Source organism: Polaribacter sp. (assembly GCF_039939415.1).
In the GTDB taxonomy this organism is placed as follows: Bacteria; Bacteroidota; Bacteroidia; order Flavobacteriales; family Flavobacteriaceae; genus Polaribacter.
The window spans coordinates 36,435-56,859 of record NZ_JBDVJE010000030.1 but is presented as its reverse complement, the minus strand read 5'-3'; the positions used below and the strand labels follow the sequence as shown (position 1 = coordinate 56,859).

Genomic DNA, 20,425 nt, shown 5'->3' with positions numbered 1-20,425 from the left:
TTTCTTTTAAAAGTACAAAAAATCATTTATACCTTCATAAATTTTTATAATCATGTTAACAAAAAACATCAATTAGAATCATTTATTTTTGCAATATAATTTAAAACAATGAGTATTATAGAAAGTCTAAAATGGCGTTATGCTGTTAAAAAATTCGATTCAGAAAAACAACTTTCAGAATCACAAATAAATACATTAAAAGAAGCTTTTAACCTAACCGCAACTTCTTATGGATTGCAGCCATTAAAGTTAGTAGTTATAAAAAATAAAGAAATTCAAAAAGAATTGGTTGCACACTCTATGAACCAATTACAAATTGAACAAGCATCTCATGTTCTTGTTATTTGTATACCTAATAAATACACTACCGAAGAAGTAAAAAACTACTTTAATTTAGTTCAAAAAATCAGAAATACACCAGAAGCAATTATCAAACCTTTTAAAGATTTTTTAATCTCAGAAATAGAAAAGAAAACCCAAGATGAACTAAATATTTGGAATAAAAATCAAGCATACATTGCTTTAGGAAATTTAATGACGGTTTGTGCTATAGAAAAAATTGATGCTTGTCCTATGGAAGGCTTTAATGCTACAAAATATGATGAATTTTTAAACTTAAAATCTCAGAATTTAAAATCTGTTTTAGTACTACCTGTTGGTTTTAGAGCAGAAGGTTGTTATATGAAAAATTTGACTAAAGTTAGAAAAGAAACACAAGATATTGTGATAGAAATAAACTAAATTTATACCATAAAACAATTATAAAAAATGAGTGAAGCAATAAGAAATTTAGAACCAAAAGTTGTTTGGAATCACTTTGCAGATTTAAATGCAGTTCCTCGTCCTTCAAAAAAAGAAGAACGTGTAATTCAATTTATGGTAGATTTTGGAAAAAATCTAAATCTTAAAACTATTGTAGATAAAGTTGGAAATGTTATTATTACAAAACCCGCAACAAAAGGTTTAGAAGACAGGCAAACTGTAGTTTTACAAAGTCATTTAGATATGGTTCATCAAAAAAATTCTGATACTATTTTCGATTTTGACAAAGAAGGCATCAAAATGCTTATTGATGAAGATTGGGTAACTGCAGATGGAACAACTTTAGGAGCAGATAATGGTTTAGGAGTTGCTGCAATTATGGCAATTTTATCTTCTAGCAATTTAAAACACCCAAATATTGAAGCGCTTTTTACTATTGATGAAGAAACAGGTATGACTGGAGCAATGGGTTTAGAAGGCGGTATTTTAAAAGGTGATATTCTTTTAAACCTTGATACAGAAGAAGATGACGAAATTGGAATGGGATGTGCTGGTGGTATAGATATTACTGCAGTAAGAACTTATTCTGAAGAAGAAATTCCAAAAAATTCTACTGCTTATTCTATAACTGTAAAAGGCTTAAATGGTGGCCATTCTGGAATGGATATTATTAAAGGTTTGGGAAATGCAAACAAAATTATGAACCGTTTACTTTTTGATGGATTTACAAATTTTGGCTTGCGAATTTCTGAAATAAATGGAGGTAGTTTACGAAATGCTATTCCACGTGAAAGCTTTGCATTAATTATCGTAGACACGATTTCTAAAGAAGCTTTTTTATTAGAAACAAAGTTACTTATTAACAATATAAAAGATGAGTTCTTAACATTAGAACCTAATTTAGTTGTAGAAATTACAGAAACAAATAATCCTAAAAGCATTGTAGAACTAGGTGTACAAGAAGGATTTTTAAAATCTATGTATGCTGCTCATAATGGAGTTTACAGAATGAGCCCAGATATAACAGATTTGGTAGAAACTTCTAATAATATTGCTAGAGTAATTGTAAAAGATGGTAAAATAAAAATTGGATGTCTAACTCGTTCTTCTTCAGAAAGTAATAAACTAGATCTAGCAAGTTCGTTAAAATCTGCTTTTGAATTATCTGGTTTCGATGTTACTTTATCGGGAGAATATCCTGGTTGGCAACCCAATGTAAATTCAGCAATTTTAAAAGTAGTTTCTAATTTATATGAAAATTTACATGGAGATAAAGCACATGTTGCAGCTTGTCATGCAGGTTTAGAATGTGGTATTCTAGGACAAAATTATCCTGAAATGGATATGGTTTCTTTTGGCCCAACTATTAAAGGAGCTCACTCTCCAGATGAAAGAGCTAGTATTTCATCAACACAGAAGTTTTGGAGTTTTTTAGTAGCAATTCTAGAAAATATTCCTAAAAAATAGAACATTAAAAAATGTTTAAAACCGAAGTAAAAACTTCGGTTTTTTTAATCTAAACTTTGTTTAAAAAATTAAAAATACAAAATACAAATAACTAAAAATCAACAGTTTAAAAAATTACCTTTTTGTTAACATCTTTCACTTTTTAAAAACAGAAAAAAACGTAATTTTACTTCTTATAAAAGATACAGCTAATAATGGGAAAAATCATTGCAATTGCAAATCAAAAAGGTGGTGTTGGTAAAACAACAACCAGTGTTAATTTAGCAGCTTCTTTGGGGGTTTTAGAAAAAAAAGTATTGTTAATTGATGCAGACCCACAAGCCAATGCTTCATCTGGTTTAGGAATTGATGTTGAAAGTATTGAATATGGAACCTACCAAGTTTTAGAGCATACAATTGCTGCAAAAGAAGCAATTGTTAAAACAAATTCTCCAAATGTAGACATAATTCCTGCTCACATTGATTTAGTTGCAATTGAAATTGAATTGGTAGATAAGCTAGAAAGAGAATACATGTTAAAAAAATCTTTAGCATCAATAAAAAATGATTATGATTATATATTAATAGATTGTGCACCTTCATTAGGTTTGATAACATTAAACTCATTAGTAGCTGCAGATTCTGTTATTATACCTATTCAATGTGAATATTTTGCCTTAGAAGGTTTAGGAAAACTTTTAAATACAATAAAAAGTGTTCAAAATATTCATAATTCAGAGTTAGAAATAGAAGGACTACTTTTAACCATGTTCGATTCTAGATTACGCCTTTCTAATCAAGTTGTTGACGAGGTTAGAAAACATTTTTCTAGTATGGTTTTTGATACAATTATTAGAAGAAATACACGTTTAGGAGAAGCACCAAGTTATGGTGAAAGTATTATTGCATACGATGCAACAAGTAAAGGTGCTATAAATTACTTAAATTTGGCTCAAGAATTATTAAAAAAGAATTCGTAAAATGGCAAAAGCAACCAAAAAACAAGCTTTAGGACGAGGATTATCTGCTTTATTACAAGAATCTTCAAACGTAATTTCTGCTTCAGATAAAAATGCAGATAAAGTTGTTGGCAGTATAATTGAAATTGAATTAGATTTAATTGATGTAAACCCATATCAACCAAGAACTTATTTTGATGAAGAAGCATTAAGAGAGTTAGCTAGTTCTATTAAAGAATTAGGAGTTATCCAGCCAATTACAGTAAGAAAACTAGAAGAAAATAAATTTCAATTAGTATCTGGTGAACGTCGTTTTAGAGCATCAAAATTAATTGGCAACAAAACCATTCCTGCATACATTAGATTAGCAAACGACCAAGAAATGCTAGAAATGGCCTTGGTTGAAAATATACAACGTAAAAACTTAGACCCTATTGAAGTTGCCCTTTCTTATCAACGCTTAATAGACGAAATTGAACTTACACAAGAAGAATTAAGCACAAGAGTTGGTAAAAAAAGATCTACAGTAACAAATTATTTACGATTACTAAAATTAGATCCTATTTTACAAACAGGCATGAGAGATGGTTTTATTTCTATGGGACATGGTCGTGCTATGATTAATATTGAAAACACAGAAGATCAATTAGCTATTTACGAGAAAATTTTAAGAGAAAAACTATCTGTTAGACAAACAGAAGATTTAGTAAAAAGCTTAAAAACGGGCACAGTTACAAAGCCTAAGAAGAAGCCTATACCTCCTTACATTAAAACTAGTATTAAAGATATAAGCGAATACTTTGGTCACAAAATAGACGTTACAGTTAGTACAAATGGTAAAGGAAAAATTTCAATTCCTTTTCATTCCGAAGAAGATTTTAAACGTATAAAAAACTTATTAAAATAAGTGTTTTTAAAAAAATTCATACTTGTTTTTTCTTTTGCATTGTTTTCTGCAACTTTTTTTGGGCAGAAAGACTCTGTGAATGTAAAAGGTTTAAAAATTAAAGGAAATATTAAAGTTGACAAAGGAGGTGTTTATGACGCTTTAGCTCCATCTAAAGCTGCCTTTTATTCAGCAATATTTCCAGGAATGGGACAAGTTTATAACAAAAAATATTGGAAAGCACCAATTGTTTGGGGAGCTATGGGTACAAGTATTTATTACTACTTAAGTAATAATAAAGAGTACAAACGATACAGAACAGCATATAAATTAAGAAAAATTGGTCTTCAAGATGAATTTACTCAAGATGATGGAACAGAAGTAATTTCTATAGAAACATTAGAAAGAGCACAAGACCAATTAAAAGAAAATAGAGATATGTCTTTATTAACAACTGCTATTTTGTATGTTTTACAAATTGTAGAAGCAAGTGTAAATGCACATTTACTACAATTTAATACTGATGATAATTTATCTTTTAAACCTACCTTTGTAACCGATCCAATGTATATTGATGCACCAAAAGTAGGATTAACAATTAAATATAATTTTTAAAATGAAAATTGCACTATTAGGTTATGGTAGAATGGGTAAAGAAATTGAAAAAATTGCTTTATCTCGAGGACATGAAATAGTAATTAGAAAAGATGTTGATGATAAAATTGATATTAATTTAGCAGATGTTGCTATAGATTTTAGTGTACCTTCTTCGGCTTTTAATAACATTACAAACTGTATAAACAACAATGTTCCTGTAATATCTGGAACCACAGGTTGGTTAGACAAATATGATGAAGCTGTTGCTTTATGTAAAGAAAAAAACAGTGCTTTTATCTATGCTTCAAATTATAGTTTAGGAGTTAATATTTTTTTTGAATTAAATAAACAATTAGCTAAAATGATGAGTACTTTAGAAGATTATAAAATTTCGTCTGAAGAAATTCATCACACAAAAAAACTAGATGCACCTAGTGGAACAGCCATTACTTTAGCTGAAGGAATTATTGAAAATACTTCTAAAAAAGATTGGGTTTTAGGTGATAAAGCAACTGAAGATAGTATTCCTATTGTTGCAAAAAGAATTCCAGATGTTCCAGGTACGCATACTATTTGGTATGATTCTGAAGTAGATTCTATAGAAATTAAACACACTGCACATAGTAGAAAAGGGTTTGCTTTAGGTGCAGTTGTTGCAGCAGAATGGATTCTTGGAAAAAACGGAGTTTTCTCTATGAAAGATGTGTTAAACATCCGTTAAAAACTGTAACAATTTGGCTTTTTATCGCCTAATAAAAAATTAAAATTCTTCTCTTTAGAGAAAGTTAAAGCTTACAATTATGACATTTACAGAATGGTTTATCTTTTTTTTAGTAGTACAAGTTATTCATTTTTTAGGAACTTGGAAACTTTATATAAAATCTGGTAGAAAAGCTTGGGAAGCTGCAATTCCTATTTATAACGGAATTGTTTTAATGCAAATAATTAATCGCCCAAAATGGTGGATTATCTTATTATTTATACCTGTTGTAAACCTTTTAATGTTTCCCGTAATTTGGATTGAAACGATTAGAACTTTTGGTTTTTACAAAAAATTAGATTCGTTTTTAGTTATTGTAACTTTAGGATTGTATATATTTTATATCAATTACGCTACAGACACAAAATACAATGCAGATAGAAGCTTAAAACCTCGTTCTGAACTGGGAGAATGGGTTAGCTCAATTGCTTTTGCCATAATAGCAGCAACTTTAGTGCATACTTACTTTATGCAACCATTTACAATACCAACATCATCTCTAGAAAAATCTTTGCTAGTTGGAGATTATCTTTTTGTAAGTAAGTTTCATTATGGAGCTAGAGTGCCATCAACAGTAATTGCAGCACCAATGGTTCATGATTCTTTACCTTTTACAGGTACAGCTTCTTACTTAAAAAAACCTCAATTACCTTATACTCGTTTACCAGGTTTGCAGAAAATTAAAAATAATGATATTGTTTGTTTTAATTGGCCTGCAGACACACTTGCAACCATGTGGGGAGATAACTCAGGAAAATTTACATACAAACCTGTAGATAAAAAAACAAACTATGTAAAACGTTGTGTGGGTATTGCTGGAGATTCTTTAGAAATGAGAAATGGTTATTTCTATATTAACGGAAAAAAGAATGCTTTACCAGATAGAGCTAAATTACAATTTTATTATACCTACGAATCTAAAAAACCTATAAATCAAAGTACTTATCCTAAATTTTTAATTGACAAAGAAAGAACAAATGTTTATAAAATATTGAGTGAATATTGGGACAACCCTAAAGTTCAAGCAGCTATAAAAGAAAATGGTTTCTTATCTAAAATTGGCTCAGATTCTTTATATACTGAAGTTGCAGGAGGAATAAATCCTCAATTTGCTCAAAGATTAAAAATGATTAATGTTGATACTAAAATCAATATTAACTTAACAGAAGAAGAAGTTACTCGTTTAGAAAAATACCCTTTAACGGTTTCTATTAAAAAAGTAAACCATGGAGCAGACAATGCAATTTTTCCACATGTAGAAAGTTTGGGGTGGAGTCAAGATAATTTTGGTCCTATTTATATTCCAGAAGCAGGAGCAACTGTAAAAATAGATACCGAATCATTACCTTTTTACGAGCAAATTATTAAAAACTATGAAAATAACGACTTACAAGTAGTTGGTGAAAACATTTACATTAATGGAGAAAAAGCAGAATCTTATACTTTTAAACAAGATTATTTTTATTTAATTGGAGATAATAGACACAACTCTTTAGATGCTCGTTATTGGGGGTATGTACCTTTTGATCACGTTTTAGGAAAACCAGTTATGGTTTGGTTTAGTTGGGATGCAAATGCAGCGTCTTTTGGAGAAAAAATTAAATCGATTCGTTGGGATAGAATGTTTACAACTGTTCATGGTGGTGGAAAACCAGTATCGTATAGATATTTTGTTTTTATATTGATAGCGCTATATATTGTTTACAGTTTTTATAAAGGGAAGAAAAAATCTACTAAAAAATAAGGAGAATGTCATTGTTTATTCCTTCTTATTTCGGACCAATTTCTCAATATTCTGAAATATTAAAATCTGAGTCTGTAGTTTTTGAAATGGAAGATAATTTTCAGAAACAGAGTTATAGAAATAGGTGTTACATCTATAATTCTAATGGCAAACAATTATTAAACATACCTGTTATTGATAAAAACAAAGGTAGTTCTCATCGTAAAAAAACAAAAGATTTATTAGTTGACAATGATTCTTTATGGCAAAATCATCATTTAAAATCATTACAAACTGCCTATAGAACATCACCTTTTTATGAATTCTATGAAGATGATTTACTTAAAATATTTACAAAAAAATACACCTATTTACAAGATGTAAATATTGATACTTTTTTATTTGTAACAGATGCTTTACTAGTTTCTCAAAAATATTCTAAAACAAAAGAATATATTGTAAATACAAATTTAAATGACTTTAGAGCATTAATAGATGTAAAAAAAACACCTAAAAAATTGGTTAAAAAATATATACAGATGTTTGATGAAAAACATGGATTTATTACGAATTTATCAATTTTAGACCTCGTTTTTATGGAAGGTCCAAATACAATAAGCTATTTATTGTAAAAAAATTAGTAACTTTATAAAAACACATTTACACTATTTCCTTTTTATAGAAAAAATACAATATGAATTTTTTAGTAGATTTTATCAACTCAATTAATCTTACTCCACAAGAATCAATAGAGAAATTATTGTCTTTAATTAAATTACAGGAGCTAAAGAAAGGAGATAATATTGCTTTAACAGGAGAGATTCCAAAAGATATTTTTATTATAAAATCTGGCATTATAAGATCATTTCATATAGATGAAAAAGGAAAAGAATATATAAGACATTTTTTTACCCCTATTAAAGCTACTGGAGCTTTGAGAGCTTTGATTTTAAATAAACCTTCTAGATTGTCTTATGACTGTTTAACTAATTGTGAAGTTTACGCTATTAATTATAAAGACTTTAAAAAATTAACTGAAAAAGATAAAAACATAGTAAACCTTTACGCTAAAATTTTAGAATACATATTTATAGCTTTAGAAGCTAAAATTTATGATTTATCCGTTCTAAATGCAACTGAAAGATACTTAAAACTAAAAACACAAATTCCAGGAATAGAAAATTTAATTCCACAATACCATATTGCGTCTTATTTAAATATTACTGCTGTTCAATTAAGTAGAATTAGAAAAGAAATATACTCTAAATAATTATTTTAATTAACATATGTTAATTTATAACTAATCTTAATAAGCTATATTTGTTTTATTATCCCCCCCAATATATTGTTATATAAACAATTTATATAAGGCTTATTTATTAATAAGCCTTTTTTTTATGCATATGAGTTTAGAATTTATAATACATTATAGTCTTCATTTTATTGCTCCATTTTTTATTGCTTACTTTTTCTTTAAGAATAATTGGAAAATAGTTTATTTAATATTTATCTGCTCTATGTTGGTAGATTTAGATCATTTATTAGCAACTCCTATTTTTGATAAAAATAGATGCAGTATTAATTTTCATCCTTTACACTCTTATATTGCAATTGGATTTTATGTAATTGGGTTATTTATTAAGAAAACAAAAATCATATGTATTGCTTTACTTTTTCATATGATTACAGACTATATAGATTGTTATTTATAATATTTCTTTAAAAGAAGGTCTAACTCAGGAGAAATATTAAGCTTAAAAATTAAAGTTATGTAAATAACAGTTATTAAAATACTTTTTATTGCAATGTTAATTATTGGATGTATAGGAAATTTCCATAAATAAATATTATCAATAGGGAAATCCCAAAAATAAAATACCAAAAGTATTACTAGTATAATTGAAAACATTTTCCAAGAACTTGGTGTAAAAGGTGTTATTGTAAACTTGTTATGTACAAACCATAATTTAATAGTATTAAAAACTACAATTATAATTAATGTAGATAAAGCTAAACCATCTGTTCCTAAATTTAATTTGAAATAAAAAATTTCATTTAAAAGATAAACACCTATAGACATTCCAAGAGCTAATGGTAATGCAATTTTATAAAACTTAGAATTATTAATAATCGCTCCATTATTTCCTAAAAACATAGTATATAGTTTTGCTGTAGAAATCATTAAAACTACCCACTCTCCTCCTGCATAACCTTTTTCTGGCATTAATTTAAACAACTCTGACACACCACAATTAACTAAAATATAAAATAAACCACCAATTAAGAAAAGGTTTATTGAACTCTTTTTGTATAAATTTTCTACTTCTTTATGATTAAACTCATTTAATGATTTTGAAGTTAAAGGTTGTAAAATTTGAGTCATAGCTCTACTAGGTGCTTCTATAAAACTTCCTATAAAAACTGCTACAGAATAGTAAGCAGCCTTTTCTATTGTATCTTTTCCTGGAATCATTATTTTATCAATATCTAGTAAAATAGCTCCTGCACTACCTGCTAAAATAATGTATAAAGAATATTTAATTATTTCTAATATGTTCTCTGGAAGCTTAAAATAAAAATTAGGAAAATATACACGAAATGCATAAAACATCATTACTATGGCTCTTAAAACATAAGCTATCGTTAAATAAAAAATAAACTCTTCTTTATTTATCAACTTAAAAAAAACAGCAAAAAGTAACAACATTACAACTACTCTATTCCAAAGTTCTTTTAGAATATTACCAAAAACAGTCTGTAATTGTACTTTTGTCCAAGAATAAAAAAGCTCAAAATAAGCACATGCTACTGCTATTAAATATATAGAAAAAGTATAATTCTCTACAATTTGATTTTCTGGAGCAACTTTACTCATGATCCATAAATGAGCATAATCCCAAAAAAAACCTAAAGGCAAAGCAATAATTAAAGGTAAAAATATGACAGATGATAAAAATTTATCTTTTTCTTTCTTAGTTTCATAAGAAGAAAAAAACTTTACTATTGTATACTGAATACCAAAAGCAGTTAAAGGCATAATTACATTAGAAGCTGATAGTAAAAAAACAACCATTCCATAAAACTCCTTTTCTAAAAATCTTGGATAAAAAACAATCGTATTTATTCCTCCAATTAAAAATGCAGAATAAATAATAATAGTATTTCTAAATGACTGTTTTAATACAATTCCCATATTACGAATGTAAACTTTTAATAATTGATGCTAAATTTTTAGTCAATTCTTTTCTATGAAATTGATGTAAATTTTTAGAGTCTACATTTAAACTTCCTGTTTTATATTGCTGATAAAGTTTTAATATTTCTGATGATAATTTTTCTTCATTATAAAAATCAACAACAAAACCTGCGTTTGTTTCTTTTAGAATTTCGGATAAATCTCCTTCTTCTGGACCAATTGCTAAAATGGGCCTTTTTGCTGTTAAATATTCAAATAACTTCCCTGTTAAAATTCCTTTAGATTTTTCTATATTAGGAATTAACAATAGCAATATTTGTGCTTTTTTCTGATATTCTATAGCTTTAATATGATTTACATAACCAACAAAATTGGTATTCTCATCTAGTTTATTATTTTTTATTTCTGCTTTAACATCATCAGAAATATCACCAATAAAATTCAATTTTAAATCATTTTTAAAATTTTTATTCTTAGAACTAAGTTCTTTTAAAACTTTAAATAAAATTTTTGGATTACTTTGTTTTGGCAACAAACCTATATAAGAAATAGTAAATTTAACATCTAATATTATATTATTTTCGGCTAAAACTTCATTATCAAAACCATTGGTAATAACCTCTACTCTATTTGCTTTTTTAGAAAACTCTTCTTTTAATGAATTACTAACTGTTAACACACAATCTGCATTTTTTAAAACGGATTCTTCTAATCTTTTATTTTTATTATTAGCAAATGAAAGCTGATTAAAATCTTTATTATAATACAAATCTGACCAAGGATCTCTAAAATCTGCGATCCATTTTATATTGTTTTTTTGTTGTAATTTCTGTGCAATTAAATGCATACTATGAGGCGGACCAGTAGAAATTATAGCATCAACTTTATTTGAATCTAAATATTCTTGTAAATACTTCACAGATGGTTTTACCCAAAATATTTTAGGATCAGGAATAAAGAAGTTTCCTCTAATAAAAGACAACAAACCACTTTTACCAACATTAGAAATACCACTTTTCTGTGGTTTATCTTTCTTCCAAAATAGAATATCTGTTGGTTCCCAAATAGGTTGTTTTAAAATTTCTATATTTTTCTGCACTTCATTAATTAAAGTAGTATCTTCTTTTGGATAATTAACATTATCAACCGTATACACAACAGGTGTTATACCAAATTCTTGTAAATATTTCACAAACTTCAACCAACGCTGAACTCCAGAACCTCCTGCAGGTGGCCAATAATATGTAATTATTAATACTTTCAAGTTTTTAAATTATCGTATAAATGTAGAAGTTTTTTTGATGTTTGTTCCCAAGAAAACTCATTCTTAATAAAATTTTCACCATTTTTTCCTAATTCATTTCTTAATTCAGAATTTTCATAAAGCATTAATACTTTATCAGAAAAATCATCAACATCTTTTTCTTTATGAACTAAACCTGTATTATTTTTTTCTACCAACCTTTTTTGTGCAATTGCATCACTTACCAAAAGTGGTTTTGCTAAACTCATATATTGAAAAATCTTATTAGCATACGCAACATCATGTTGCAAATTTCTATGCAAAGGAGAAATACAAATATCACTAGACAGAATATAAGATTGGAATAATGATACATTTTGCCAACCTTCAAAATCAACAAATTGTTCTAATTCTAAGTCTTTTACCTGCTGTTTTAAAATTACATCTGTGGTGTTTCTACCTACAATTACTAACTTAATATTGGGTATTGTATCCTTTAAAAAACTGATGGATTCGATAGCTGTTTGTAATCCTCTTCTTAAGTGTGTATCTCCTAAATATAAGATTACAAAATTCTTTTTATATCTATTTATAATGGTTTCTTTTACTTGATAATCCTTGTAAAAGGATTCTCTAATCGTATTTGGAACCAAAACTAACTTATCTTTTGAAGCAGGAATTCTTTCTTCTAAATTTTCGAGAAATTCTGGTGATACAGAAATAACTTTATCTGCTTTTTCAATAAACTCTCTTTCTTTTTTCTTCCATTTTAAGGGTGATATAATATACTTTCCAGGAAATTTTTGAAGATGAGGATACAACTTCATCACTTCTGGCATATTATCATGTAAATCTAAAACAACTGGTAATTTAAAATTCTTATTTGCCTTATAAACCGCTTCTGCAATTCTTATATCATGAATATGCAAAGTATCAATTTTTGTCTCATTTATAAATTGATGAATCTTCTTTTTCATCAAGAAACTATATAAAGGAATTGTATACGCTAAAGCGGATAATTTATACTCAAGTTTGTTTGAAGAAAATCTTTTTACTTGAATTCCATTTATTGTTTCTGCTTTTCTTTCGTCTGCATATTTTAAACAAAAAAGAAAAACTTCATGTCCGTTTTTAATTAAAGAAATTGCTTCATTTTCTACCCTTGGATCAGGAGGAAATTCAGCATCTAAAATCATTCCTATTTTCATGCTTTCTTCTTCTTTTCATAAAAGAACCATCCAATTGTGATAAATAATAACAAAGCATAAGATGATAATGAAATTATTTTTCCTTGTTGAATAACTTTTGGCTCAAATTTGAATTCTATTTCATGATTTCCTGCAGGAATAATCATTCCTCGTAAAACATAATTCACTCTAAAATGTGGTGTTAGTTTTCCATCAACATAAGCATTCCAACCATCTTTATAATAGATTTCAGAAAATACAGCAAACTGTTCTTTTACTGTTTTAGTTTGGTATGTTAACGAAGTTATGTCTTGATTTATAAGCTGAATAACTGCTGTAGAATCAATTCCTTTAGGAAATAGGTTTTGTTTTTGTTTCAAAAATTCTTTTTGATAAACTGCCTCTTTTTTAGTATTTAAAGAATCTAACGCTTGTATTTCTTCATTCGCAGAATTTACAACCTTTACATTACCCACAAACCAAGCATTACCATTTGCATCTGGATTTAACTGTGCTTGTTTATCTCCTTTATCATTACCAATAATAAAATATTTGGTATTTAACATGTTTAAAACCTGCATGTTATTTTTTGCAATTTGATAATCAAACAATTCTTGGTAACGTCCTAATTTTGCTGCATGATAACCACCAATAGAATTATGAAAATAAGAGGTACTTCCATCATTCATTGGATTTACCGTAAAATTACCAACTCTAAAATATCCTTTATCTTGTAAAATAATTTTATCTGCTTTAGATGCAGTAAATGGTTTTTCTATTTTTCTTGATGCTTTAAAATCATCTTCATTTACATACTTTTTATCTACCGAAATCAAATCGAACAAAACAAAAACTGTTAATCCAATAATTACAATACTTTGTTTTAATTTATCTTTTAAGAACATCCATAAAACTCCTGCAGAAAGCAACATTAAAAAAATAGAACGTAAAGAATCCATTAATAACATCGATTTTCTATCAGAAATAATAGCATCTGTTAATCCTGGTAATTGACTGTATTGAGCATCTCTTAATCCTTCAAAAGTGGCAAAACCATGTGCTAATAAAAACCCAACAACTATTAATCCTCCAAAAACATACACTGCTTTTTTTAACGAATCTAGTTTTTCTTCCTTAGATATAGATGATGAAAATAACTCTTTTAAAGCCAAAACACCTAAAATGGGCACACATAATTCTGCAATTACTTGTATTGAAGAAACTGCTCTAAATTTATTGTATAAAGGAATATAATCTATAAAAAAGTTGGTTAGAACATCAAAGTTCCTTCCCCAACTCATTAAAATAGAAAATACTGTTGCAGCAACTAACCATTGTTTTAATCTACCTTTTACTAAAAAAAATCCTAGAAAAAATAAAAAGAAAATCACAGCTCCAATATATGCAGGTGCTTCTACAATTGTTTGATCTCCCCAATATGATAATACTTGTGAAGCATAATCTTTGGCTACTTTTTTTCCTGCAGCACTTTCTATTGTTTGGTAGAAGTTAGAATCTTCTCCTAACTTCTCAACGGTTCCTCCACCTATAAAACGTGGAACAAACAGATTAAAAGTTTCTAATTTGGCATAACTATATTCTGTAATATATGCTTTATCTAAACCTTTTGTAGCTGCTTTTGTAGTTCCATCAGGATTAATTGTTAATTCAGATTTTCCTCTTGTACTATGATCTGCATATTCTTTCATCGCCATTAAACGAGAAGAATTAGCACCAATACCTAAAAATACTGCTGCAATAATTACCACACTTTGTTTTATAAAAATCGAAATCTTTTTTTCTTTAATTGCATTTACCAACTCTACTATTCCTAAAATCAACAAACAGAAACCTAAATAATAAGTCATCTGTGGATGATTTGTATATATCTCTAAAGCCATTGCAACTCCAGTTACAATAAAACCTAAAATAAATCTTTTTTGAAAAACCCATAAAACTCCTGCTAAAACTAAAGGCATATATGCAATAGCATGTGCTTTTGCATTATGTCCTGCTCCAAAAATGATAATTAAATAGGTTGAAAACCCAAAGGCGAGCGATCCTAAAATGGCCAATCTCCACTCAACTTTTAAAGCCATCATCAGTACAAAAAAGCTAAGAAAATAAAGAAAAGTATAATCTGCTGGTCTTGGTAAAAAACGTAATAATTTATCTAAACCTCTAACAAAATCATTAGGATAATAAGCACTTACTTGGTATGCAGGCATTCCACTAAAAGAAGATGCTGTCCAATATGGTTCTGTATTTTTATCTGCTCTAAAATCATTAATATCTTTTACCATTCCTCTAAATTGAGTGATATCAGATTGATGTAATTTTTGCCCTTTTAAAACAGGATTGAAATATATAATTGAAGCCAAAGCAAAAATTGCAATAGCTATTATATAAGGTATTACTTTATTAAAAGTCTTCAATTGGTTGCTTTTTAATTAATGAAATATAGACTAATCTACTTCTTCGAAATCAACATATTCTCCAACAGAATCTTTACTTTGTTGTTGCTTCTGTGGTTGTTTGTCTATTACTGTTTCTCCTTCTTGAACAGTATTTTTTTGTTGTTTTTGCTGTTGTTGACCTCCAAATTGTTGTTCAGCTTTTTTCTGCATTGTTTCTGCCGCTTTTTTCATTAAAAAAGGAGCAAACATTCTTGCTAAAAACTTAAAAGCATAATAAATAAGTAACAACCAAAAAACAGTCTTCAATAATCCTAATAACATAACTCTATTTAAAAAATCAATCAAAAATAACAATTTGAACACAATTGAAGCGTTAACAATTTATAAAACTTTCACAAAGTCAAAAAAGTATACTTTGCTTTTTTAAAATAGCATTTTTAACTTATGTTTGTGTTCATTGATAGCTAGTGCTTTTAAACTTGTATTATAATTTATGAAAAACCTTTTTATAAAAATATTTTTTACGCTTATTTTATTCGTAACAAACTCAATGCAAGCGCAATATACAGAAGTTATCAATTCTAACAAACCTGGTTTTTCTGAAAGTCCTTATAGTGTGGGTACAGGTGTTTATCAATTTGAAAGTAACTTTTTCTTAAGAAGCACAAGTATAGATCCTACTTTTTCTAGACCACAAGATTTTGGAGTAGATTTACTTTTTAGAACGAGTTTTTTTCTTGAAAAATTAGAATTAAACACGCAATTAACGTATCAAAGAGACAAAATTGCTTTTAAAAACATATTCACATCACATTACTTTACATCTGGGTTAAGCAAATTTACAATCGGAGCAAAATATTTATTGTTTCAACCAACTTATACAGACAAATCTAAAGAAGTTAAAAGTTGGAAAAGAAGATATGCTTTTGATAAAAAACGTTTTATTCCTTCTGTTGCTATTTATTTAGGAATGAATACAGACCTTGTAAACGAAATTCATAAAACACAAAGTATAACACCTAAAGTTGGTGTATTACTGCAACACAATCTTACAAATGAATTTAATGTAATTTCTAATGTTTATTATGATAAAATAGGAACAGATTTTTCTGAAATATCTTACATAATTACAGCAACACAAAATTTTGGATCTAGGTGGTCTGGTTTTTTAGAACATCAAGGTGTGTTTTTAAAATATCAAAACAACTTAAATTTCGGAGCAGGTTTGGCTTATTTATTCAATAAGGATTTTCAAATAAATACTTCTGCAAGATATCTTTTAGAAGGTAGAACAAATGGCTTTTATGGTGGTTTAGGAATTTCTTATAGAATAGATAAACACAAAGATTCTTTTATAGACCTAAATGAAATACCAGAAATCAAAAAAAACACCCCAATAACAAGGTATAATAAAAAACAAGGAAACTTTTTTAATCGTTTTTTAAATATATTCAAAAGAAAAGAGAGTAAAAAAACTACCAGAAAAAGACCTAGTAGAAGTAGAAAAAAGAAAACTACTAAAAAGAAAAAAAGCGGTTTTTTAGGCTTGTTTGGTAAAAAGAAAAAGAAGGAAGAAACAGAAATTGAAAAGCTAGAAAGAGAAATTAAAGAACTTGAAAAAGAAGTGAAGAAAAATAATAAATAGAAATACTATTTTTGTAATATGATTACAATTAAAAAAATGACAACTAAAAAGGAAATGAAACAATTTGTTACATTTCCTTTTTCGCTATATAAAGATAATAAATATTGGGTTCCACCTATTATTAAAGACGAAATTGATAATTTTGATCCAGCAAAAAATCCTGTTTTCGAAAATGCAGATGCTCAATTTTTTGTAGCAATTAGAGACAACAAAATTGTTGGTAGAGTTATTGCAATTATAAATTGGTTTGAAGTTGAAAAACAACAAATTAAAAAAATGCGTTTTGGTTGGTTTGATGTGATTGATGATATTGAAGTTTCTAAAGTTCTTTTAAACAAAGTAAAAGAAATTGGTTTAGAAAATAAACTAGAATATATTGAAGGTCCTGTTGGTTTTAATAACTTAGACAAAACTGGAGTTTTAACTGAAGGTTTTGATCATATTGGCACCATGATTACTTGGTACAATCATCCTTATTACAAAGATCATTTAGAGCAATTAGGTTTTGTAAAAGAGAAAGAATATTTAGAAAATAAATTCAAATTTAAAAATGTAGATGGTGTTTATTTTGATAGAATCAGTAACATTTTAAAAAGACGTTTCAAGTTAAAAGCTTTAGATTTTACAAAGACAAAAGACATTATGCCATATGTAGATGAAATGTTTGAAGTTTTTGATGCTTCATATTCTAAACTATCCACTTTTGTTCCTATTTCAGATTCTCAAATAGCATTTTTTAAAAAGAAATACATTTCATTTATCAACCCAGAATATATAAAGTTTGTGGTTGATGAAAACAATAGACTAGTCGCTTTTGCAATTGTAATGCCTTCTTTTTCTGAAGCTTTACAAAAAGCAAAAGGTAAATTATTTCCTTTTGGATTGTTTCATTTACTAAAAGCCAGAAAACATGCAAAAGACGTTACTTTTTACTTGATTGGTGTGCATCCAGATTATCAAAACAAAGGTGTACATGCTATTATTTTTGATCAATACACAAAAACTTTTACACCATTAGGAATTGATAATTGTATTAGAACTCCAGAGTTAGAAGATAATGAAGCCATTAAAAAATTATGGGAAAATTTTAAACCTATTACTCATAAAAGACGTAGAACTTATAAAAAGAGTATTCAGTAATTTAGTCTTCAGTAAGGCAGTCGCAGTTTTCAGTTATCACAAATAAAAAAACTATCAAATATCATTTTGAAATGAGCTTTTTTTAAACGATTAAGAAATCTCAACATTAAAACTTTGTACCTTTGATACTTTAAAAACTTTGCAACTATAATTTAAATGCAACTATTTTATAATTCAGAAATATCTACAGAAACCACTCAAATTACTTTCGATAAAATTGAAAGTAAACATATTGTGCGTGTTTTACGTAAAAAAGAAAACGATATTCTTAAAATAACTAATGGTAGAGGTTTTTTGTTTGATGTAAAAATTATAGTTCCAAGTGATAAAAAATGTTTGGCAGAAATAATTTCTTTTGAAAAAAAGCCAAAACCTTGGAATTATTATTTACACATTGCAATTGCACCTACAAAACTGAATGACAGAATAGAATGGTTTTTAGAAAAAGCCACAGAAATTGGCGTTGATGAAATTACACCTATTATTTGCTCTAATTCAGAGCGCAGAGTTGTTAAGTTAGAACGATTTGAAAAAATTATTCAATCTGCTATGAAGCAATCTTTAAAATTTACGCTCCCAAAATTGAATGAACCTGTAAAACTGAATGACTTTTTAAAACAAGATTTAGACGGACAAGTTTGTATTGCTCATTGTGAAGAACAAGAAAAAAAATTGTTACAATCTGTTTTAAAACCATCAGAAAAAACAACAATACTTATAGGTCCAGAAGGTGATTTTTCATCAGAAGAAATAAAAAAATGTTTAGCAAAAAATTATATCCCAATATCTTTAGGAGAAAGTAGATTACGAACAGAAACTGCGGCTTTAGTTGCTGTTAATACAGTTTCGTTTATCAATCAGTAAGTTTTTACTATATTGCTTCCAATTCTTACCAAATAATTAATGAAGCAACTAATTTTACTATTACTCTCTTTATCATTTTATCCAATTTCTGCACAAGATGTTGCTATTTTAAAATATAATGGTGGTGGAGATTGGTATGCAAACCCAACTGCAATTCCTAACTTAATTGAATTTTCTAACCAAAATATAAAAACTAACATCTCTAAAAACCCACAATCTGTAGCAATTAATAGTGAAGATATTTATAACTACCCAATTGTATTTATGACAGGTCATGGAAACGTTTTGTTTTCTGATGACGATGCCAATAACTTAAGAAATTATTTAATTTCTGGTGGATTTTTACATGTTTCAGACAATTATGGTCTAGATAAATTTATAAGAAGAGAATTAAAAAAAGTTTTTCCTAAACTAGAATTTTTAGAAATACCTAATAATCATCCTATTTACAATCAGACGTTTAAATTTCCAAACGGAATTCCTAAAATTCATGAACATGATAAAAAATTTGCTCAAGGATTTGGTTTGTTTTACGAAGGAAGATTGATTGTGTTTTATGATTATGAAACCGATTTAAGTGATGGTTGGGAAGATGAAATTATACATAACAATCCAAAAAGTGTACGTGAAAAAGCACTTAAAATGGGAGCAAATATTATAGAATATGCTTTTAAAAATTAGTCCGTATTTAGATATAGATGATATTAAAATAAACTTTGACACAGAAGGTCTATGGGTTTTAAATATTGCTATTGGTATTATAATGTTTGGTGTTGCTTTAGGTATTACTATAGATGATTTTAAACGTTTATTTAAAAATCCAAAAATAGTTTTTGTTGGGGTTTTGTCTCAGTTTTTCTTATTACCTGCTGCCACTTTTTTAGCTATTTTAGTTCTAAAACCTCATCCTAGTTTTGCATTGGGAATGATGATGATTGCAGCTTGCCCAGGAGGAAATGTATCTAACTTTTTTAGTAAAATGGCTGGAGGTAATGCTGCACTTTCTGTTAGTTTAACTGCATTTGCAACATTAATTTGTATTATTATGACTCCTTTTAACTTACAATTTTGGGGAAGTTTGTATGAACCAACAAATGAAATTTTAAAAACCGTTTCTCTAAATCCTATAGATTTATTCAAGCTAGTTTCTTTGATATTAGGTATTCCTTTAATTTTAGGAATGTTGATAAAATATTATCATTCTGAAATGGCTGGTAAAATAGAAAAGGTTTTAAAACCTTTGTCTATGTTGGTTTTTATTGCTCTAATATTTATTGCTTTTTCACAAAATTTAGATGTTTTTGTAAATCATATTCATCATGTTTTGTTTTTAGTAATCTTTCATAATATTTTTGCTTTTTTCTTAGGATTTTATACCGCTAAAGTGTTTAAACTAAAAGATAAAGACAGGAAAACTATTTCTATGGAAACAGGAATTCAGAATGGAGGTTTAGGTTTATTACTAATTTTTGGTTTCTTTGATGGTTTAGGTGGAATGGCTTTGTTAGCTGCTTTTTGGGGAATTTGGGATGTGTTTTCTGGTATGGCTTTGGCTACTTATTGGGGAAGAAAAAAAGAAAAAATTATAGAAAGCATTTAG

At 27.6% G+C, this 20,425-nt stretch carries 20 protein-coding genes; 15 read left to right on the top strand and 5 right to left on the bottom strand.

The window, feature by feature from the left end:
• The first annotated feature begins 108 nt into the window (after positions 1-108).
• From ABJG40_RS04780 to ABJG40_RS04735, 10 genes are all read left to right on the top strand, one after another.
• Positions 109-741, top strand: a complete 633-nt coding sequence (locus ABJG40_RS04780) for an NAD(P)H-dependent oxidoreductase (RefSeq protein WP_348023431.1) — start codon at positions 109-111, stop codon at positions 739-741.
• Between the two features lie 27 nt (positions 742-768).
• On the top strand, positions 769-2,229 hold the full coding sequence (locus ABJG40_RS04775; RefSeq protein ID WP_348023430.1) for an aminoacyl-histidine dipeptidase: 1,461 nt from the start codon (positions 769-771) through the stop codon (positions 2,227-2,229).
• Positions 2,230-2,423: 194 nt separating this feature from the next.
• Positions 2,424-3,188 (top strand): AAA family ATPase, encoded by a 765-nt coding sequence (locus ABJG40_RS04770; protein WP_348023429.1) that lies wholly within the window; start codon positions 2,424-2,426, stop codon positions 3,186-3,188.
• A 1-nt stretch (position 3,189) separates the two neighbouring features.
• The gene (locus ABJG40_RS04765) at positions 3,190-4,074 is read left to right on the top strand and encodes a ParB/RepB/Spo0J family partition protein (protein WP_348023428.1); all 885 of its coding nucleotides are present in this window, start codon (positions 3,190-3,192) and stop codon (positions 4,072-4,074) included.
• Positions 4,075-4,668, top strand: a complete 594-nt coding sequence (locus ABJG40_RS04760) for a DUF5683 domain-containing protein (protein ID WP_348023427.1) — start codon at positions 4,075-4,077, stop codon at positions 4,666-4,668. It begins immediately after the preceding gene.
• Position 4,669: 1 nt separating this feature from the next.
• Entirely contained in the window at positions 4,670-5,371 is a 702-nt protein-coding gene (gene dapB, locus ABJG40_RS04755) for a 4-hydroxy-tetrahydrodipicolinate reductase (protein ID WP_348023426.1), read from the top strand.
• 79 nt (positions 5,372-5,450) lie between these two features.
• Positions 5,451-7,154: a signal peptidase I gene (lepB, locus tag ABJG40_RS04750; protein ID WP_348023425.1), complete on the top strand. Its 1,704-nt coding sequence runs from the start codon at positions 5,451-5,453 to the stop codon at positions 7,152-7,154.
• 5 nt (positions 7,155-7,159) lie between these two features.
• Complete coding sequence (locus ABJG40_RS04745; protein WP_348023424.1) at positions 7,160-7,765, top strand: WbqC family protein; 606 nt, start codon at positions 7,160-7,162, stop codon at positions 7,763-7,765.
• 62 nt (positions 7,766-7,827) lie between these two features.
• Positions 7,828-8,403, top strand: coding sequence for a Crp/Fnr family transcriptional regulator (locus ABJG40_RS04740; RefSeq protein WP_348023423.1), 576 nt, complete (start codon positions 7,828-7,830; stop codon positions 8,401-8,403).
• A gap of 133 nt (positions 8,404-8,536) precedes the next feature.
• Positions 8,537-8,845: a DUF6122 family protein gene (locus ABJG40_RS04735; RefSeq protein ID WP_348023422.1), complete on the top strand. Its 309-nt coding sequence runs from the start codon at positions 8,537-8,539 to the stop codon at positions 8,843-8,845.
• Here ABJG40_RS04735 and ABJG40_RS04730 read toward each other — a convergent pair.
• The 5 genes from ABJG40_RS04730 to ABJG40_RS04710 are packed head-to-tail and all read right to left on the bottom strand — an operon-like array spanning position 8,836 to position 15,521.
• On the bottom strand, positions 8,836-10,326 hold the full coding sequence (locus tag ABJG40_RS04730) for a lipopolysaccharide biosynthesis protein (protein ID WP_348023421.1): 1,491 nt from the start codon (positions 10,324-10,326) through the stop codon (positions 8,836-8,838). The two genes, ABJG40_RS04735 and ABJG40_RS04730, sit on opposite strands and share 10 nt — an antisense overlap.
• Position 10,327: 1 nt before the next feature.
• Positions 10,328-11,593, bottom strand: a complete 1,266-nt coding sequence (locus ABJG40_RS04725) for a glycosyltransferase family 4 protein (RefSeq protein ID WP_348023420.1) — start codon at positions 11,591-11,593, stop codon at positions 10,328-10,330.
• Entirely contained in the window at positions 11,590-12,780 is a 1,191-nt protein-coding gene (locus tag ABJG40_RS04720; protein WP_348023419.1) for a glycosyltransferase family 4 protein, read from the bottom strand. The genes ABJG40_RS04725 and ABJG40_RS04720 overlap by 4 nt, the downstream gene beginning before the upstream one ends.
• Positions 12,777-15,194 (bottom strand): YfhO family protein, encoded by a 2,418-nt coding sequence (locus tag ABJG40_RS04715; protein ID WP_348023418.1) that lies wholly within the window; start codon positions 15,192-15,194, stop codon positions 12,777-12,779. Before ABJG40_RS04715 ends, ABJG40_RS04720 begins: the two co-directional genes overlap by 4 nt.
• Before the next feature lie 30 nt (positions 15,195-15,224).
• Positions 15,225-15,521: a DUF4834 family protein gene (locus tag ABJG40_RS04710; RefSeq protein ID WP_348023417.1), complete on the bottom strand. Its 297-nt coding sequence runs from the start codon at positions 15,519-15,521 to the stop codon at positions 15,225-15,227.
• 205 nt (positions 15,522-15,726) lie between these two features.
• Here ABJG40_RS04710 and ABJG40_RS04705 point away from each other — a divergent pair, with 205 nt between their 5' ends.
• From ABJG40_RS04705 to ABJG40_RS04685, 5 genes are all read left to right on the top strand, one after another.
• A complete protein-coding gene (locus tag ABJG40_RS04705) occupies positions 15,727-16,821 on the top strand; it encodes a transporter (protein ID WP_348023416.1) in 1,095 nt (364 codons plus the stop codon).
• 18 nt (positions 16,822-16,839) lie between these two features.
• Positions 16,840-17,961: a GTP cyclohydrolase gene (locus ABJG40_RS04700; RefSeq protein WP_348023415.1), complete on the top strand. Its 1,122-nt coding sequence runs from the start codon at positions 16,840-16,842 to the stop codon at positions 17,959-17,961.
• A gap of 156 nt (positions 17,962-18,117) precedes the next feature.
• Positions 18,118-18,825 carry a 16S rRNA (uracil(1498)-N(3))-methyltransferase gene (locus ABJG40_RS04695; protein WP_348023414.1) on the top strand — a complete coding sequence of 236 codons (708 nt, stop codon included), beginning with the start codon at positions 18,118-18,120 and terminating at the stop codon, positions 18,823-18,825.
• A 39-nt stretch (positions 18,826-18,864) separates the two neighbouring features.
• A complete protein-coding gene (locus ABJG40_RS04690) occupies positions 18,865-19,506 on the top strand; it encodes a DUF4159 domain-containing protein (protein ID WP_348023413.1) in 642 nt (213 codons plus the stop codon).
• A complete protein-coding gene (locus ABJG40_RS04685; RefSeq protein ID WP_348023412.1) occupies positions 19,490-20,425 on the top strand; it encodes a bile acid:sodium symporter family protein in 936 nt (311 codons plus the stop codon). The genes ABJG40_RS04690 and ABJG40_RS04685 overlap by 17 nt, the downstream gene beginning before the upstream one ends.

Bases quoted from the DNA above. Each gene is read 5' to 3' on its own strand.
- ABJG40_RS04780 (WP_348023431.1), top strand. From the start codon at position 109: ATGAGTATTATAGAAAGTCTAAAATGGCGTTATGCTGTTAAAAAATTC.
- ABJG40_RS04775 (WP_348023430.1), top strand. From the start codon at position 769: ATGAGTGAAGCAATAAGAAATTTAGAACCAAAAGTTGTTTGGAATCAC.
- ABJG40_RS04770 (WP_348023429.1), top strand. From the start codon at position 2,424: ATGGGAAAAATCATTGCAATTGCAAATCAAAAAGGTGGTGTTGGTAAA.
- ABJG40_RS04765 (WP_348023428.1), top strand. From the start codon at position 3,190: ATGGCAAAAGCAACCAAAAAACAAGCTTTAGGACGAGGATTATCTGCT.
- dapB (WP_348023426.1), top strand. From the start codon at position 4,670: ATGAAAATTGCACTATTAGGTTATGGTAGAATGGGTAAAGAAATTGAA.
- lepB (WP_348023425.1), top strand. From the start codon at position 5,451: ATGACATTTACAGAATGGTTTATCTTTTTTTTAGTAGTACAAGTTATT.
- ABJG40_RS04745 (WP_348023424.1), top strand. From the start codon at position 7,160: ATGTCATTGTTTATTCCTTCTTATTTCGGACCAATTTCTCAATATTCT.
- ABJG40_RS04740 (WP_348023423.1), top strand. From the start codon at position 7,828: ATGAATTTTTTAGTAGATTTTATCAACTCAATTAATCTTACTCCACAA.
- ABJG40_RS04735 (WP_348023422.1), top strand. From the start codon at position 8,537: ATGAGTTTAGAATTTATAATACATTATAGTCTTCATTTTATTGCTCCA.
- ABJG40_RS04730 (WP_348023421.1), bottom strand. From the start codon at position 10,326: ATGGGAATTGTATTAAAACAGTCATTTAGAAATACTATTATTATTTAT.
- ABJG40_RS04720 (WP_348023419.1), bottom strand. From the start codon at position 12,780: ATGAAAATAGGAATGATTTTAGATGCTGAATTTCCTCCTGATCCAAGG.
- ABJG40_RS04705 (WP_348023416.1), top strand. From the start codon at position 15,727: ATGCAAGCGCAATATACAGAAGTTATCAATTCTAACAAACCTGGTTTT.
- ABJG40_RS04700 (WP_348023415.1), top strand. From the start codon at position 16,840: ATGATTACAATTAAAAAAATGACAACTAAAAAGGAAATGAAACAATTT.
- ABJG40_RS04695 (WP_348023414.1), top strand. From the start codon at position 18,118: ATGCAACTATTTTATAATTCAGAAATATCTACAGAAACCACTCAAATT.
- ABJG40_RS04690 (WP_348023413.1), top strand. From the start codon at position 18,865: ATGAAGCAACTAATTTTACTATTACTCTCTTTATCATTTTATCCAATT.
- ABJG40_RS04685 (WP_348023412.1), top strand. From the start codon at position 19,490: ATGCTTTTAAAAATTAGTCCGTATTTAGATATAGATGATATTAAAATA.